16 protein-coding genes are annotated in these 16,531 nt (G+C 53.2%); 10 read left to right on the top strand and 6 right to left on the bottom strand.

Features of this window, described 5'->3' with window-relative positions:
• Positions 1–306: 306 nt before the first annotated feature.
• Together EJP87_RS02310 and EJP87_RS02305 are read left to right on the top strand one after the other, a co-directional pair.
• Positions 307–1,425 carry a SpoIIE family protein phosphatase gene (locus EJP87_RS02310; RefSeq protein ID WP_193771069.1) on the top strand — a complete coding sequence of 373 codons (1,119 nt, stop codon included), beginning with the start codon at positions 307–309 and terminating at the stop codon, positions 1,423–1,425.
• Positions 1,425–2,564, top strand: coding sequence for a hybrid sensor histidine kinase/response regulator (locus tag EJP87_RS02305; protein ID WP_130470250.1), 1,140 nt, complete (start codon positions 1,425–1,427; stop codon positions 2,562–2,564). Before EJP87_RS02310 ends, EJP87_RS02305 begins: the two co-directional genes overlap by 1 nt.
• Positions 2,565–2,634: 70 nt before the next feature.
• Here the strand turns inward: EJP87_RS02305 and EJP87_RS02300 are convergent, their stop codons facing one another.
• The 4 genes from EJP87_RS02300 to EJP87_RS02285 all read right to left on the bottom strand — a co-directional run bounded on the left by EJP87_RS02300 (position 2,635) and on the right by EJP87_RS02285 (position 9,255).
• Positions 2,635–4,632: an ABC transporter permease gene (locus EJP87_RS02300; RefSeq protein WP_130470249.1), complete on the bottom strand. Its 1,998-nt coding sequence runs from the start codon at positions 4,630–4,632 to the stop codon at positions 2,635–2,637.
• Between the two features lie 21 nt (positions 4,633–4,653).
• Positions 4,654–5,469 carry an ABC transporter ATP-binding protein gene (locus tag EJP87_RS02295; protein ID WP_130470248.1) on the bottom strand — a complete coding sequence of 272 codons (816 nt, stop codon included), beginning with the start codon at positions 5,467–5,469 and terminating at the stop codon, positions 4,654–4,656.
• A complete protein-coding gene (locus EJP87_RS02290; protein WP_130470247.1) occupies positions 5,466–8,102 on the bottom strand; it encodes a hypothetical protein in 2,637 nt (878 codons plus the stop codon). Before EJP87_RS02290 ends, EJP87_RS02295 begins: the two co-directional genes overlap by 4 nt.
• Positions 8,103–8,193: 91 nt before the next feature.
• Positions 8,194–9,255, bottom strand: coding sequence for an SUMF1/EgtB/PvdO family nonheme iron enzyme (locus EJP87_RS02285; protein WP_130470246.1), 1,062 nt, complete (start codon positions 9,253–9,255; stop codon positions 8,194–8,196).
• A 199-nt stretch (positions 9,256–9,454) separates the two neighbouring features.
• Between EJP87_RS02285 and EJP87_RS02280 the strand changes: the two genes are divergently transcribed.
• From EJP87_RS02280 to EJP87_RS02245, 8 genes are read left to right on the top strand one after another with little or no spacing between them, the layout of a single operon-like run.
• Positions 9,455–10,276, top strand: a complete 822-nt coding sequence (locus tag EJP87_RS02280) for an RNA methyltransferase (protein ID WP_130470245.1) — start codon at positions 9,455–9,457, stop codon at positions 10,274–10,276.
• A 33-nt stretch (positions 10,277–10,309) separates the two neighbouring features.
• Complete coding sequence (gene hflK / locus EJP87_RS02275; RefSeq protein WP_193771068.1) at positions 10,310–11,380, top strand: FtsH protease activity modulator HflK; 1,071 nt, start codon at positions 10,310–10,312, stop codon at positions 11,378–11,380.
• Positions 11,377–12,294 (top strand): protease modulator HflC, encoded by a 918-nt coding sequence (gene hflC / locus EJP87_RS02270; RefSeq protein ID WP_130470243.1) that lies wholly within the window; start codon positions 11,377–11,379, stop codon positions 12,292–12,294. Before hflK ends, hflC begins: the two co-directional genes overlap by 4 nt.
• On the top strand, positions 12,287–12,472 hold the full coding sequence (locus EJP87_RS02265) for a DUF2065 domain-containing protein (protein WP_130470242.1): 186 nt from the start codon (positions 12,287–12,289) through the stop codon (positions 12,470–12,472). Before hflC ends, EJP87_RS02265 begins: the two co-directional genes overlap by 8 nt.
• Before the next feature lie 3 nt (positions 12,473–12,475).
• Entirely contained in the window at positions 12,476–13,078 is a 603-nt protein-coding gene (locus tag EJP87_RS02260; RefSeq protein WP_130470241.1) for a YceD family protein, read from the top strand.
• 16 nt (positions 13,079–13,094) lie between these two features.
• A complete protein-coding gene (gene rpmF, locus EJP87_RS02255; protein ID WP_130470240.1) occupies positions 13,095–13,274 on the top strand; it encodes a 50S ribosomal protein L32 in 180 nt (59 codons plus the stop codon).
• Positions 13,275–13,295: 21 nt separating this feature from the next.
• Positions 13,296–14,381, top strand: a complete 1,086-nt coding sequence (gene plsX, locus EJP87_RS02250; RefSeq protein ID WP_227657410.1) for a phosphate acyltransferase PlsX — start codon at positions 13,296–13,298, stop codon at positions 14,379–14,381.
• Positions 14,381–15,370 (top strand): beta-ketoacyl-ACP synthase III, encoded by a 990-nt coding sequence (locus tag EJP87_RS02245; protein ID WP_130470239.1) that lies wholly within the window; start codon positions 14,381–14,383, stop codon positions 15,368–15,370. Before plsX ends, EJP87_RS02245 begins: the two co-directional genes overlap by 1 nt.
• Before the next feature lie 361 nt (positions 15,371–15,731).
• On the opposite strand, the gene EJP87_RS02240 is transcribed toward EJP87_RS02245, so the two are convergent.
• Together EJP87_RS02240 and EJP87_RS02235 are read right to left on the bottom strand one after the other, a co-directional pair.
• Entirely contained in the window at positions 15,732–16,238 is a 507-nt protein-coding gene (locus tag EJP87_RS02240; protein ID WP_130470238.1) for a hypothetical protein, read from the bottom strand.
• Between the two features lie 78 nt (positions 16,239–16,316).
• Complete coding sequence (locus EJP87_RS02235) at positions 16,317–16,520, bottom strand: hypothetical protein (RefSeq protein WP_130470237.1); 204 nt, start codon at positions 16,518–16,520, stop codon at positions 16,317–16,319.
• Positions 16,521–16,531 lie beyond the last annotated feature (11 nt).

Raw genomic sequence — 16,531 nt, 5'->3', positions numbered from 1 at the left:
TCAAACAAAGCAAACTTGGTTCCTTCAACAGGATACATAATCTGGTTCGCCCAACCAATCGGCTTACCTGCAAATGCAGCAACAAACAGTGCCCAATTCTTGCAACCGGCTTGCTGAGGGTCTCCCAGCCACCTGTTTATGACTGTAAATTCCATTGCACACACCGCTATTTACCCAAACAGATCATCGTTGCACTTTCCACTGCAACCAGAAAAGAGTATTCTGTGTTCAGGAAAAAAGCCACTTTTACCTGGCCATACCCGACTGCTTTCAGATTGCTCCATACCGACAGGATCCAAGCAACTCATGAAACCTACTATCCTGGTCGTCGATGACACCCCGGAAAATATCGATGTCCTGAAAGGAGCTCTCACCCCGGAATATACCATTCGCCCGGCTACCAGCGGCCCTGTGGCTCTGAAAATTGCTGCCCTCTCCCCTACTCCAGACCTGATCCTGCTTGATGTCATGATGCCAGGAATGGATGGTTATGAAGTCTGCAGACAACTGAAAGAGAATCCCTCCACCCGTGACATCCCTATCATCTTTGTTACCGCCCGCAGCAGCGAAACCGATGAACTGCTCGGCCTGCATTTGGGCGCTGTTGACTATATCACCAAACCTTTCCGTATCGCCGTCGTGCGCTCGCGTATCGCTACCCACATGGCGCTGCGTCAAGCCACCAGACAACTGGCAGAACAAAATCGACTCCTGGTTGAAGAGCGACACTTGATCGAAAGCATCCTGTTGAAAATGCGCCAACCCAACCTCTTTCAACCCCAATCCATACGCTCCCTTGTCTCACCCGTGGAACGTACTGCTGGTGACCTGCTGCTCTCGCTCTTCACCCCCGATCAACGGCAACTGGTCCTTCTCGGCGATTTTACCGGCCATGGCCTGCCTGCTGCCATTGGCGGCCCCTTGGTTGATTTTATTCTTCACGATATGGCCCTGCGCAACCAATCGGCTCTGCAGATCCTGCATACCATCAATCAACAACTCTGTGCCCGTCTGCCCACTGGTATCTTTCTGGCCGCCACCTTGATCGAAATCTCTCCCAAGCGCCACCGAGCCCAACTCTGGAACGCCGGATTGCCCAACCTCTATTTAATCCGTCAGGGAACTCTGCAACACGAACTTGCCTCCAACATGCCACCACTCGGTATTCTGAACAACTTGGAAATGGAACCAGCAATGCTCTCTCTCGATCTGCAACCCGGAGATCGTCTGTACGCCTTCTCCGATGGGGTAATCGAAGCCAGCTCCAGAGAGGGTTCCCTGTTTGGTTATGAACGTTTGCGTGACTTTCTCTGCCGTACCAGTCTGGACAACTGCCCCTTGGAACTGATTCTGGAACAGTTGAGTCTCCACACTGGTAACGATAGCTTTGCCGATGATATTACCCTGGTAGAAATTGAATTGTGATGCACACTCCTCCGCAAAAATCCTTAAAAAAAGGCACTATCCTGCTGGTAGAAGATCAGCCGGAACATATCGATGTGGTCAAAGCCGCTCTCGATGCCCACTTCACTGTAAAAATCGCCACCCACGGTGAACTGGGCCTGCGTCTGGCCAAACATCCTCCCATCGATTTGATCCTTCTCGACATCATGATGCCCGGCATGGATGGCTTTGAAGTCTGTAGACAATTGAAAGCCGATCCGGCAACTGCAGAAATTCCGGTCGTCTTCCTGACTGCCAAACAAAATTATGATGATGAAACCTATGGTTTAAGCCTTGGGGCCATGGATTTTATCCGCAAACCCAGCAACCCTGCTGTTATCTTGGCTCGCGTTACCAACCTGGTCGAACTGCACCGGGTAAAAAAAGAGCTGTTACAACGCAATGAAGAGCTGCTGCATACCCTGCATATCCGTGAAGACATGGATAACCTGGCCCGTCACGATCTGAAAGGCCCTCTGGTCGGTATTCTCGGCTTGCCAGAACTGCTGCTTGCAGATCGCAATTTAAGTGAAGAGCAGCGCACCATGATTCAGGTTATCGAAACCAATGGCTTCACCATGTTGGAGATGATCAACCGCTCCCTGGATCTCTACAAAATGGAAAGCGGGCAATATCCTCTGCAGCGGGAACAGTTTGATCTGCTTGGAGTCTTGAAACGGGTCGTACTCGATTTGCAACGGCACACCTCGACACTGCATATCCAGATTCACACCCCGCAGTCGGAATCGCCTTTACTGGTTTGCGGCGAGCGTCTGCTCTGCTACTCTCTCTTTCACAACCTGCTGCTCAATGCCGTACAGGCTGCCGGCAACTATCAAAATGTCACAGTACAACTGCTGCAGACGCAAACAGAAATTCGTATCATCATCCGCAATCCGGGCGAGGTGCCTATCGCCATTCGCGAACGTTTTTTTGAAAAATATGTCACTGCCGGCAAACAGGGTGGAACAGGTTTGGGTACCTATTCCGCCTGGCTGGCCGCCAAAACTCAGGGAGGGAGTATTGCGTTGGATTGTCAACAAGCGGGAGAAACCACCATCATTGTTACCCTGCCGCGCGCCGATACAGAGCTGCTCCAGCACAGTGGGGGCTGTCAGTAGAACCCACCAATTTGCCAAACAACTACTGAGTCATGGTAGGGAGATCGGGTTCTCTGCAGGCAAGCCCCTTTTAGCGCGCCTTTTCCCGACCCATCATCCGTCCATCCCCATGCAGCAGATCCGACGGTGCAGTCCCCCAGCGCAACGGCAAACGGAACAACAAAATCAGGGTGACCACCAATACCGCTCCTAACACCTCACCGAGGGTAACCATGATCGGCTGCCAAGGCAGCGGCAAAATTTCAAAATCATATCCAGGCGGCAGCAAATCCTGATAGTGGTTGATGATCCCCTTAAAACCATCCTCCAGCAGCAGACGCAACAGGGGAATAAACACAAACACCGCCACCGTTCCACCTACGGAGGTGGCCAGAATCATCTGCCAGATCAATTTGGCATAGATTCCAGCCCAGGTAAAACCGCGACTCAACAATATACCATAATGGTGCCGCCGATGACCGATCAAAGTCCCAACCTGCGCCAACAACAAAGCCGATAAAAAGAGCCCAAACGATAGGGCATAAGCCGGAACCATGGTGGTCAACAGATCACTCAACAGATTAAAACGATTCAAGGCATCCTGGTACATGGTCTGAATGCTCAAAGCGCGCACATCGTCCGAAGTGCGCAGACTCAACAACCCCTGAATACCCCGACTCAATCGGCTCGGATCCGGGACATAGACATGCACTGCGGCCAAAGAGTTACCATCACTGGTCACATCCCAGGGCACAAACATCGGGGTGATCACGGTATTGGGTTTCGTCTCTTCTGGACAGAGCATGCCGCGCATGGCGTTGCTGCGTGGCAGACGCTGACAAGGCAACCATAAGCGATTGTTGCTGTCATGGTTCAGGGTATCCCAAACCTCTGCGCTCCCCTCTGTGCGCCCACCCTGCCCCAAAGGTTTCGCCTCATTCTTCAAAGGCCGGATCTCTGCCGCCGATGGTTTGGCACACACCTCCTCACGTACCCGAGGCAGATCAGTCAGACCGGTCGCCGCCACCGCAGTATGAATACAACGCTCATAGGAGGTTAAAGTATCTTTGGGAAAGCTCGACGAACTCAACCAGCGATGATACTCGACATTGCCCTTACCCATGTTCAGCGGATCATAACGCAACTCAGGAAAATGGTAGGCTGCCATCAAGGCATGATAGGTGGTCAAGGGAAACAAAAAGGCCACCTTCTCCATACTGGGAATATGATGCACCCAACGAACATTAAAGGGCAGCAGATCCTCACGATTGCCAACTGTCACCTTCAACCAAATGGTGCTCAAGGCATTTTTCAAATCGCCATGCGGCGGCTTGCTGGGCAGTCTACGCAGCTTTTTCTTTTGCAAGAGAGGCTGAATCGCCTCGCGATAGGCATTATAATCAAACTGCTTGTTGAAGAGAGATTCACTCAACACCACGGTCAACGGCAAACCCTGCCAGCCCCGACTCTTCTCCTCTGCACTCGGCCCGGCTCCTGGCAACAACAGATCACGCTCCTCTCCTTTGCTGGCAAGATCTTTTTCCTGGCTCTCTTGGTTCGGCGCACTCGACTGCCCATTTACTGACGCTGTGTCACCATTGGCGGCCACACCCAAATTCCACAGCGGATCGTTGCCATACACTGCCCAGCCGACCCAAGGCACCCCAGAGGTCCAGATACCTTCCACCGGCAAGCGCACATGCGGACTGCCATCGGCCAAACGGCGATACGGATGCACCGTAAGAGCAAAATTCTCCCCAGGCACCCGTTTTTCAAACTCCTTGAGACGATCCAAAAGGGTGCTCTGAATGCCTTCATGGTTTTCCCAATGGGCTGTTACCCAGATGGGCACCCCATGCGGACGCAAAGTACCCAGAATGGCATCGGTAAAACGTTCTACCAACCCGGCGCGCGTACCCACCAGCAGCAGGGCCATGCTGATAACCAATGCCAACAACAAGGTCAACCAAAAAAAATCCCGACCTCCCCCCACACAACCGAAACGACCACAAATAAAGGAGCGCCAATAGGCGCGCCCCCCCATGGAGGCCCAAACTGGAATAAAACGGCGCGTTGCTCTTTTTTCCATCGTCGCTCTGCCTGTCGCAAGCTAGCCTACTGCTGTGGAGCTGTTGTCGCTCTCATTATTCGAGCTCTTTTTGCCCCCCTTCAAACGCAACAGGCAACGGTTGTTTGCCACCATCAGCCAATGACTGACCCGTGGATCGATCGCATCGGAGCGGTGATGGGTGACCCAAATCACCATCCGATCCCCTTTGGCCAACCAACGATCCACCAAGCCCATCACCTCTTGCCGGGTATCGGCATCCAGATTGCCAGTGGGTTCGTCGGCAAACAGTACATGCGGATCATGTATCATCGCCTGCGCCAATGCCACCCGTTGAAACTGTCCTCCAGAGAGCTCATTGGGATAACGATCCAAAAACTCTTCCGGTGAGGTATCTTCGACCCGCGCCCCCAGATCATCACGCAACAACACCCGATCCATGGCCGCGTGCACCCGCCGATCCATCTCCGACTTGGTAAAACCGCCCAACAGCTCCAAAGGATAACGCAAATTTTCCCGCACCCGCAGATAAGGGGTCAAGGTACTGTTCTGATAGGCAAAGCCAAAGCATTGCCGACGGATTTGGGTCAGATCCAAAGTTGACTCCTGGCTATCCAGACCTTTTGGCCCCCAGACCGCCCGATGGCCATCGGGAAAACTCCAGCGCACTGTCCCTTCAGTGGGACGCTTAAGAAAAGTCAACAGATACAGCAATGTGCTTTTACCACTGCCACTGCGCCCCAAAACCGGTAAACGACCAGAGATCTGATTGCTCTCCAGTTTTAAGCCTCCGACCACCAGGTTAAACGAATTGCCCCAAGAGACTGTGGCATTGCGGATTTGTACTCCCCAACTCATGGCAAATATTCCTGTGGAATCCAATAACCGCGCCGTCCACCCAAGGTATGGGCATAGTGATAGGATTTATCCGGTCCCAACGGTTCGCGCTGAATCGCCCCTTCCACCTTCAGCAAAGCCCGTCCATTGGCCGTGGCATCTGGACAGCTCCGTGCCTGATGGGTGGTGGCCTGATAGACCGGTTTGAAATAATCACGCTCGATCACCTCCAAAATCTCCTTGGACTTGATCGCCCACAAGGCCAAACGGCGCAACTCACAGACAGGAGCGGCTAAAATAGGCTGGCCCTTATTGTCCAGCATCGGCTTTTTCTCTTTGTCCATGACCACCAAACGACCATCCATGTTGCGTTCCACATTCTCTGCTGACAAGGCATTGACATTGTAGCTCAACAAGGGAGAGTGGCGGCGTACCGGCAAGCCTCCACGGCGCTGCGCATATTCTGCTGGTGTTTCACCGGCCACATCGATCGGCGGACGGCGAATCTCTTGCTGCAAGCCCAACACCAAAGCACTGATCAAAGCACGGCGCAACTGGGTTTCCGGCAAATCAAAATAGCCCTCAAAACCACGCAAAATACGGATCCAGGAAGAGAGTTCCCCGCTGTTGATCCACAACTCTTCGACAATTTTATCGTCCGCCTCCATATAGGCAATCTGCGTGGTATCATATACCCGCCGTTCGCACTGCTCACCCAATTCGCCACAAGCGCCCTGTTTGAGAATATGCCAATAGACACCGGGAATATCCACCCGTTCTCGGCGCAAGCGTTCGATCACCGCCGTCAATGCCGCCCCACCACGCACATCCAGAATGATTTCATTGATCAACTCGGAACTGGCCAGCTTTTCCACAGTCTGCAAGACACGCGAAACCAGATTGTTCTCGCCCATCTGGAAAAAATGTTCACTGGTTTTGCTGGTGGCGGGCAAACTGCTGGTCAACAGATGAGTGGCCTGTCCACCAAACAGCTCATAGGCATTTTTATATAAATTGGGATTTTTGGCCTGCTGTGCCAGGGAGGGAGTACGAATAAAAAAGGGAATGATATTGTTGCTTTTTCCACCAGAGGCTTCGCCGCCGCGCAACAGTTGTGCCACCGATTCCATGCGCACCGGATGGCGATATTTGGCCCCCCGTACCGGATGGTTTTCCCGATAACCGCTGTCTCCGATCATGAACAACAGCTTCAAATGGTCCGGGCAGGCAGTCATATCCTTTTTGAGCGCCTGTTCCAAACCACCCAGACTGTTTTCTTCATAATCGTCGGCATCGTCGCTGGTCACCTGCACCTTGGCAATCGCCTCCTGAAATTTTTCCAGAGAGCGTTTTTGCTGCTCTGGATTCATGGCACACTCCTCCGGGAAGGGAAAACCTTCGCCGATGCCATCACCCAAACCGTTGGGCAAACGACTGTCGGCATAGGTATCGCGATAGACCCGAAAACCAAAACGAAACTGGGTTTCGCGAAATCCCTGTGTGTTTTTTAACGAATGGATAATCTCCTGAATTACCCCCGCCTGCTTCTCGGTACCCCGAACCGCATCGATCACCGGCTCCATACTGGCGGTGGCATCCAAGAGAAAGAAGATATCTACCTGCTTTTTGGTGCTCAACGACTGCACCTGCGGCATGATCTCTTTGGCCAGGGAAGGAGCGATGGCCACAGTATCCGAATCGATGCGCCGAGCTACCAAGCCAGGTCGCGCCAAGGCCACTTTGTAAAAACGCCGCCCAGTGGAGTGTGTACCAGCCGCCAACTCGTTGGGAGAGACATTTTCCCCCTTGCTGTTCAACAGATCCAAAACCGGAATCCGCAGCGGCGATTGAAACCAGGAGGCTCCCCCTTCTACCGGTTGACAACTCTTTTGATCCTGGCTGATCGCATCGGGAAGCCGTTCATAGGTACAAACAGTACCTCGCCCTTTACCGTCTGGAGCCTTGAGATCTTCACGGGGACGCAAACTGAAGGCATTGTTCCAGACAAAGCCATCCTTGCGTGCCACCCAACCCAACAACACATCATCCTCTTCCAAGCGGTAGCGATCTCCCAACAACAGGGCATGATCGGTCTGATCAAAGACAAAATACATATGAAAACGGGAGGCACCCTCACGACAATTTTCTTTGCCACCGGTGCACTCCTTCAAATCGGGATCCTGATAGACATGCACGGTTGGTTCCCGATTGTCATTATTGCGAGCCACCATATCGGTTTTGATGAAAAACTTCATCTCCAGACCGGAATCACTTTTGATCGGGGTATTGCGGCACAACAGATCACTTTTGCGTACCCAACCCACAGCCGGCTCTTTTTTCTTGAAGCGGTGCGAACGCACTTTCAACCGATCTTTGCCCTCTTCGCTGATCTCCATCTGTTGGTTAAAATCGAGAGTGCCTTCCCGTTGATTGCCATTGGCTTCAGCAAACAAAGGGGTATCCTGGCGCACGGCACGGGCAACCCCAACCCATTTCAAGCGACCATTTTCATAAAAGCGGCTGAAATCCATACGGGCACAACTGCCGGAAGACTCTTCCTCGGCCCCTGCCGACAGGCTCAGCAACAGTACCAGCATAGCGCTCAGTACAGCGATTCCTATGGTCTGATGCTTATCGATCCACTTCCTATTCACGTTATTCCATCCCCCTTAGGCAAGTTCATGAGCCGATTGGCGGGCAGTCTGCCGCATAACCGGATCAGGGTATGATCTTTTGCAATTGTATTCAATGGTTGCTTTTTCTCTCTTCCGCACTATCCCGTTTATTTGTTGCCGCAGGATGGATAACGGTACGAAATCCGGCCACCGAAAAGAGATTGGGCATACAGGAGGGATGACCATCGCGAATAGTTGCCCCCCAATCCTCTTCGCCCACCAGATAATAGCCCATGGGACAGGTGGAACGGGTCCATTCGCTGCCCCCCTGCAACAACGACTTCAAAGGTGTGGCATCAAAACCATCGCTGGGTTTGGGTAACGACACCCCGGATTGAAAAAGATGAATCACCGCCGCTGCCCACTCTTCGCGGGAAGGAATCTGAAATTCGCAACCGGTTTTTTCCGACAACCAGCGGTTGAAATCCATGGCCGCCTCCAGAGAGATACCGCGCACTGCCGGGGAGACACTCTCTTTTTTGTTCCAAAACATGCCAATATGGGAGAGTCTTTCCTCTTTTGCCTCGCCATCCGGCATCTTTCCTACATCCTCGACATATTGTTTGAACACGCTGCTGGAAACCGGTTGCTCCTGGAGCAGAATCGCTTCCGGCAAGACAATACTCCCCAGACGCTGTGGGTGCAGAAAGGGATATAATGGCGATGCGGGCAATGGCAATTCATACTGGCCTGCGGGAATGGTCAACATGTTGAAGGGCCCCACTACGGTTTTTTGACCTGCCCCAACCGTCATGACACATGAGGAGCTCTCGGCAACCTGTGCGGGCACGCTCTCCCCTTGTTCAGCGGGACGGGTAAAAAAAGAGCTTCCCGCAAACCAGTTGCCAACAGAAAACTCTGGCAGAGACCAGTTCGGCCAGGAGATTGCGGGAAGATCCGGCATAGAGAGTATGGATATGCGCAGCAGCAACAGAGCCACACCAACTAGCAACATTCCCAGCAACAACCGAACTATACGCCGACGCTGCCGAGGAGACTCTTGCTCAGAACCGGTGGTGCGTCTGACTCGGACCGCTGCTGGTTGTTGGCCGCGCGTCGCAAAACGGCGTGGCAAAGAGCCCTGGCGGTGCGCTTGCCGCTGGGGTGTGGATGGTGTGTTGCGTAAATTCAATCCATTCTCTCCCTGAAAATCCACCTCTGAGAGGATACCACTTTACTCCCCGGCAGGTGCAAACAGCAGGCAAAGGGCTTGACCTGCTGCCCAGGAAACACGTAGAGTGTCTCGTTTTCTGCTGCGGTGCTATTTTGCCTGTTTCTTGCCCGGCAGACAATGGCTACAATTTGATTGATAATCAACGAAGGATCCTTGCATGGTCAGCCTGCAGCAGCAGATTGTGGTCATTCTCGACCGACCTGCGCACGCCGGTAATATTGGTGCTGTGGCTCGTGCCATGGGCAATATGGGTTTGGCTCGTCTGCGTCTGGTCAATCCGCGACAGTTTCCCCATGAGGATGCACGACAATTTGCTGCCGGACATCAAGAGATTCTCCACACAGCAGAGCTCTATCCGGATCTCTCTGCTGCGGTTGCCGATCTCCACTTTTTGGTAGCCACCAGCAATCGTCCCCGTGGGCAACGACATACAGTGCTGACCCCCAGACAACTGGCCCAACAGCTTCCTGGGGTTCTGGCACAACCCGGCAGCACTGTGGGTCTGCTCTTTGGCACCGAACGCACAGGCCTGGAAACCAGCGACTTGCAGCGTGCGCACTGGATTTGCAACATTCCCACCCATCAAGGCAGCGGCTCCCTCAATCTGGCTCAGGCAGTGTTGCTGGTGGCTTATGAGATATTGCTCGGCCAGGAACAGGCACAAAGTTTTGCCTTTGATCCCCACCGTGACGGAGAACGGGCCACCAGCGCCGAGATGGAGCGCTTTTTTATCCATCTGCGTGACACATTGCTGACCATAGGTTTTTTGCGCGATGAACAAAATCGCCATATGATGGGAAGTATGCAAGCCCTGTTCCTGCGGGCGGTGCCCGATCGACGGGAAGTGGCTATCTTGCGTGGCATGCTCAATGAGATGCTGGCCTTTCGTCGCCAACGTATTGCCTCTCTTGATCTGGCAGCCCACGATCGATTATTGACGGATGATCAAGAACCAGGGATACTACCCCCTCATTCGTAACACTGGATGCCTGAAGGAGTAAAGGAGCATAAGATGCCTTGGAACGATAGCGGTGGTCACGGCCCATGGGGAGGCGGCCAAGTTCCGCCCCAACCACCAGATATTGAAAAATTGATTGAGCAAATGCGCGAACGCCTGCATAGCAAGATGCGTGGTGCGCGCTTTTGGCCGCTGCTGGGAACCCTGATCGTGTTGCTGTGGATGGCGACCGGTATCTATCTGGTTGCCCCCGATGAAAAAGGGGTGGTGATGCGCTTTGGTCGCTACATTGAGACCACCGATTCCGGTCCCCATTACCATCTGCCCTATCCTATCGAAACGGTCTATACCCCCAAGGTCACGCAAGTACAGCGGATCGAGATCGGTTATCGTACCCGTGGCCGGACGACTGTGAGTGTCGCCGAAGAGGCTTTGATGTTGACTGGTGATGAAAATATCATCGACATCAACCTCAGCGTGCAATATCGCATGGAAGAGGCAGGAGCAGCCAATTTTCTCTTTAATGTGAAAAATCCCAGCAGTGATCCCAACATGCTGGTACGCAACGCTTCGGAAGCCTCCATCCGTCAGGTCATCGGTCGCAACAGTATCGATACCGCCCTGACCGCAGGCAAAGAAAAGATCCAGGCCGACACCAAACAGACCCTGCAAAATATTCTGGATAGCTATCGCAGTGGCTTGCGGGTAATCGCCGTCCAACTGCAACAGGTGGCTCCTCCAGAAGAGGTGATTCATGCCTTCAAGGATGTTGCCAGCGCCCGCGAAGATCGGGAACGGGCCATCAATGAAGCGGAAGGATATGCCAACGATATTCTTCCCAAAGCCAAGGGTGAAGCGGCCAAACAGATCCAGGAAGCGGAAGCCTACAAAACAGCCAAACAAACCAAGGCAGAAGGAGATGTGCACCGTTTTCTCTCCCTGCTCAATGAATACACCAAAGCCAAAGATATTACCCGAACCAGACTCTATCTGGAAACCATGGAAAAAATTCTCCCAGACATCAATAAAATGGTGCTACAACCTGGTGTGCATCAGGGAGTTCTGCCCTACCTGCCCCTTCCTGGTCGGCACACCTCGGCAACGGAAAAAGGAGTCGGCCAATGAAACTGCAACTGCTCAAAGGAGCGACCCTGCTCGTTGTTGCCTTGTTGGCCATTCTCTTTCAATCCGCCTTCACTGTTCATCAGGTCGAACAGGTGTTGATAGTGCAGTTGGGTAAACCCATCCGTCCGATCACCGAACCCGGACTGCATTTCAAGATTCCCTTCATCCAAGAGGTGCTCTCGTTTGACCGTCGCCTGTTGATTTTTGACCAGGATCCCCAAGAGGTACTCTCTTCGGACAAAAAGAATCTTAAGGTAGACAACTATGCGCTATGGCGCATCGTCGATCCTTTGCGCTATTTTCAGACTGTCCGCCATGAGGAGGGTGCCACATCGCGCTTGAGCGACATCATCTATTCCAACATCCGTGAGGTGTTGGGACAATATACCATGATGGAGATTGTTGCGGGTTCTCGTGCCGATCTGGTCACCCGCATTCGTGATCAAGCCAATCAGCAAGCGGCTCAGTATGGAATCGAAATTGTCGATGTACGCATCCAACGCACCGATCTGCCCCCGGAAAACTCCAAAGCGGTGTTCCGGCGCATGCAGACCGAACGGGAACGGCAAGCAAAAACCTATCGTGCTCAGGGTGAGGAAGAGGCAGTCAAAATTCGTTCTCATGCCGCTCGTGAACGCGAAGTATTGTTGGCCAATGCCTATAAGGAGTCACAAGAGCTGCGCGGTCAGGGTGATGCCGATGCCACCCGCATCTATGCCGATGCCTATCGCCGCGATCCAGAGTTTTATGAGTTTAAACGGACTCTGGATGCCTACGAAAAAGCTTTTAGCAAAGAGACCACACTGCTCCTGGAATCCAACGGCTTTTTCCGCTATCTACAAGGCATGCACAGTATGGATCCCAAAGGGGGCGCTGTGGGTAATCGCTTGAGTGGGGCGGGGCGCAGTGAATGATTTTTTAACTGCACTCGGTTTGGTGATGATTCTGGAAGGGATTCCCTATTTTGCCCTTCCCGATCGTATGCGTCGCTTGGTCATCCACATCACCGAACTGCCGGACTCTTTTTTGCGACGCACCGGTTTTTTTATGATGTGTCTGGGACTGCTGGTCATCTATCTGGTACGGAGATGAATCATGGGTAAATCCAGTCCACATATCCCTTTTGCTCCCGCTTTGAGCAGCGCGACGACAGAAGAAATTGTCCCGCGACACAATTTAAGCGAAGCAGGGATTGACTTGGAGGGGGTTCGTCGGTTATCTAGGCGGTTTCTTGGTTTTGTTCCGGGCGACCGTCTGTCGGAACTGGCCGGCGAAAGCGAAGTGATCGGTGCAGCAGAAGCAGATCTGACTGCCACTCTCGCCAAAGGTGTCTTGCGCATCGCAGGGGAGATCCGTTGTCCGGTCCGTTTGCAGTGTGCACGCTGTCTGGAACAGTTTGCTACCGAGCTGCATGCAGAGGTGGAGTGCGCTTATCTGCCTGGTTCCGACCCAGCAGAGGCCGATAGTCAGCAGGAGATGGTCGAAGAGGTCACCTATCTGCCCGATTATCACATCTCTATCGCGGCGCTGATTGAAGAGGAGTTGCTGCTGGCCATGCCCATGATTCCGCTCTGTAAACCGGAGTGTGCCGGTTTATGCCCGGAGTGTGGTGCAGACCGCAATCAAGAAGATTGTCAGTGTCGTCCGACACATCGTGACACTCCTTTTGCTCTTTTGAAAAATTTTAACAAGGTTTGATTCTGGGAGAAAAAACATGGCTGTACCCAAAAAGAAAAGTTCCTCTTCTCGTGGCGGACATCGCAGATCACATGATGCCCTTGCTGTTCCCCATCTGGCTGTATGCCCCAACTGCCAAGAGATGCGTCCTTCACATCGTATTTGCCCCAAATGTGGCTGGTATGATGGCCGTGAGGTAATTCGCAACGAGGAATAACCTTCTCTGGCGCTCTGGACCGTGTCCACCACACTGCACTCGCCAATTCGCATCGCCCTGGATGCCATGGGGGGGGATCATGCCCCCCATTCCGTGCTGGAAGGGGCCATGCGTGCCAAAAAGGCTGGGAGCCAGGCTGAGTTCACTCTGGTTGGACGGGAAGATGTCATCCAACTGGAATTGCAAAAAATTGGCGCCGATCCCGCCGACTTTCGCATCCAACCCGCCTCGCAAGTGGTGGGAATGGGTGAAAAGCCTGCCCAGGCGATGCGCAGTAAAAAAGATTCCTCTTTGCGCGTGGGCGCCAATCTGGTCAAAGAGGGAAAGGTGGATGCCTTTGTCTCCTCCGGCAATACCGGAGCATTGATGGCAACTGCTCGTTTTGTCCTGAAAACCTTGCCCGGTATTGATCGTCCCGCCATCGCCTCATTGATGCCCTCTATCAGTGGGCAGGTGCTCATGCTTGATCTGGGAGCCAACGTCGACTGCACCGCCGAGCACCTCTGTCAGTTTGCCCTGATGGGTGAGGTCTATGCCCACGCGGTACTCAATATCCATAATCCCAAAGTGGGGCTGCTCAATATTGGTTCCGAAGAGGAAAAAGGCAACGAAGTGGTCAAAGAGGCCGGGGAACGCCTGAAAACCATCACCCCCTGCTTTGTCGGCAATGTCGAAGCCACCGGCGTGTTTCAAGGCAAGGTGGATGTGGTAGTGTGTGATGGTTTTGTTGGCAATGTCAGCCTGAAAACCGCTGAAGGAGTAGCCAGTATGCTGGTGCATTTTCTGCGCGAATCCTTCAACCACTCCTGGCTGGCCAAATTGGGCTATCTGTTGGCCCGTACCGCGTTCCGCCGCTTTCGCGACCGTTTTGACCCCCGTGTCTACAACGGGGCCATGCTGCTCGGCTTGAATGGAGTGGTGGTCAAAAGCCATGGCTCTGCCGATGGCTTTGCCTTTTACCATGCCATCAAAGCCGCTGAAGAGCTGGTCGCCAATCGCGTCAATGAAAAAACACAGGTCATTGCTCTGAAAATGCAGACCATGACCTCCAGCACCTCGGGCGCATCTGCTCCCTCATTACCAGAGATTCAGGAGAACAACGGCTGATGCCTATTCGTGCAGCACGTATTATCGGCACTGGCTCTTATCTTCCAGAACAGATCCTGAGCAATGCCGAATTGGCCAGTCGTTTGGATACCACCGATGAATGGATCCGCTCCCGTACTGGCATCAGCGAACGTCGTATTGCCGCGCCGGGAGAATACACCTCTGACTTAGCCTGCAATGCGGCACAACAGGCGCTGCAAATGGCCGGCATTACCGCAGACAGCCTCGATTTTATTCTGGTGGCGACAACCACCCCTGATCTGGTTTTTCCGGCAACCGCCGTGCGCGTCCAACGCAAGCTGGGCGCTACCAAGCGACAAATGCCAGCTTGTGATGTGCAAGCGGTCTGTGCCGGCTTTATATATGCCTTGAGTATCGGCGATAGTCTGATTCGTTCTGGCTCTGCCCAGCGTGTTCTGGTGATCGGTGCCGAAACCATGAGCCGAGCCATTGATTGGCAGGATCGGGCCACCTGCATTCTCTTTGGCGATGGGGCGGGGGCAGCCATTTTGGAGGCCACTACAGAGAGTGATCATGCCATCCTCTCCACCCACCTCTATGCTGATGGTCAATATGAGGATCTGTTGCGCACTCCGGGAGGTATTTCGCACGGCCTGTTGCTGGATCCCAGCTCCGGCAGCGGCTTGCTGCATATGCGCGGCAATGAGGTCTTCAAACAGGCGGTCAAAGCATTGGAAGAGGTGGTGGATCAAACTCTGGCAGCCAATGGTCTCGACAAAGCACAGATCGATTGGCTGGTGCCCCACCAGGCCAACATTCGCATTATCCAGAGCACCGCCAAACGGTTGGGTATGACCATGGATCGGGTAGTGCTGACCGTGAATCGCCATGGCAACACCTCGGCCGCCAGTGTGCCCCTGGCCCTGGATGAAGCGGTACGCGATGGACGCATTCAACCAGGACAGCTTCTGCTTCTGGAAGCCTTTGGCGGCGGCTTTACCTGGGGATCTGCTCTGTTGCGTTGGTAATTTGACTACGCTGCGATGAAACTCTTCGGTAGTAGCTTTGCCTAGAGATCTGCTCTGCGCGCCAATCGGCGACACTGCGCTAAAAACCAATGGCAGCGGCTTTATCTGGGAATCTGTTTTTGCACGCTCATCACCGGTACTGCCCGGGATCCCAATGGCAGCGGCTTTATCTGGAGATTAGCTCTGCAGCTCTGGCAAAAGAAGCTGTCATATACTGCTTGTAGATCTCTACCCGCATCCATCAGGGTAGAGTGCAGCACCTCTGCCACGCTTTGACACCATCATCGTGCACAGGCAACACTCAAGAGAGTGGGCCGTCATCCTGAGCTTTTATAACTTGCCCACTCTCCTTGCGCAATTTTCAGCTACGCCAGTGTGCGGCAATCAACTTGCCACCCAAATCCTGGGCCTGCTCTACTGTCAAATGGCGTAACACCTCAAGGCAAATGCTGCGATAAAAGAGCATAAAACCTGAAAACATCTTATAATCATGCAGATAGTAGCGCGTCGTCACATAAAACAGCTCCAACGGCATATCAAATTTCAAAAAGCTCTCCTGCAGCTTTTTGAAGATATATTCGGGAAACCAACCCGCAAAGGAAAAGCTGCGTGTACTTCCCTCCGGGGCTGGACGACCATCCTCATCCACATCCGCTCGGGAAACCACCAACTCCCCATCCATGAGGATGATTCCACCCTTTAAATCATGGGTAAAAAAGCTGCTTTTGCGCTCTTTCAGGGAGCGGACAAATCCTTCAAAACCATACAACTCCCGGATAATCAAAAACAGCGCCTCATGGGGTTCTGCCCCCTCAATAATCCGCATGATTGCTTCTTTGTCGGCATACGGTCCCAACTGTGCTTCCATCGACTTCCTCTCCTTCTGTGGTACATTTCCAACTTGCCGGGTTCCGGCATCCATTCCTTGTCCTGTGTTCTCTGGTGGCTATTTTTTTCGGCTGTGCTGGACCATCCATACCGCAAAGGTTTGTAGCGCTCCCCGTAATGCCGCAGCCTCCTGGGTCGCCGCAAGCCCAGATATTTCGATTTCCAAATTAAAATCCACCGCCAACTCCTGCATAAACCGCTCCGTCGCCTCCTGGATTGTCTGCTTTGACCCTTCCAGTATCTCATCCACAGCACATATCATCGTCCACAAAC

Origin of the sequence: Candidatus Magnetaquicoccus inordinatus (genome assembly GCF_004217665.1) — a bacterium.
In the GTDB taxonomy this organism is placed as follows: Bacteria; Pseudomonadota; Magnetococcia; order Magnetococcales; family Magnetaquicoccaceae; genus Magnetaquicoccus; species Magnetaquicoccus inordinatus.
The sequence above is the reverse complement of the archived record's forward strand: the minus strand, read 5'-3'. Positions and strand labels throughout refer to the sequence as shown.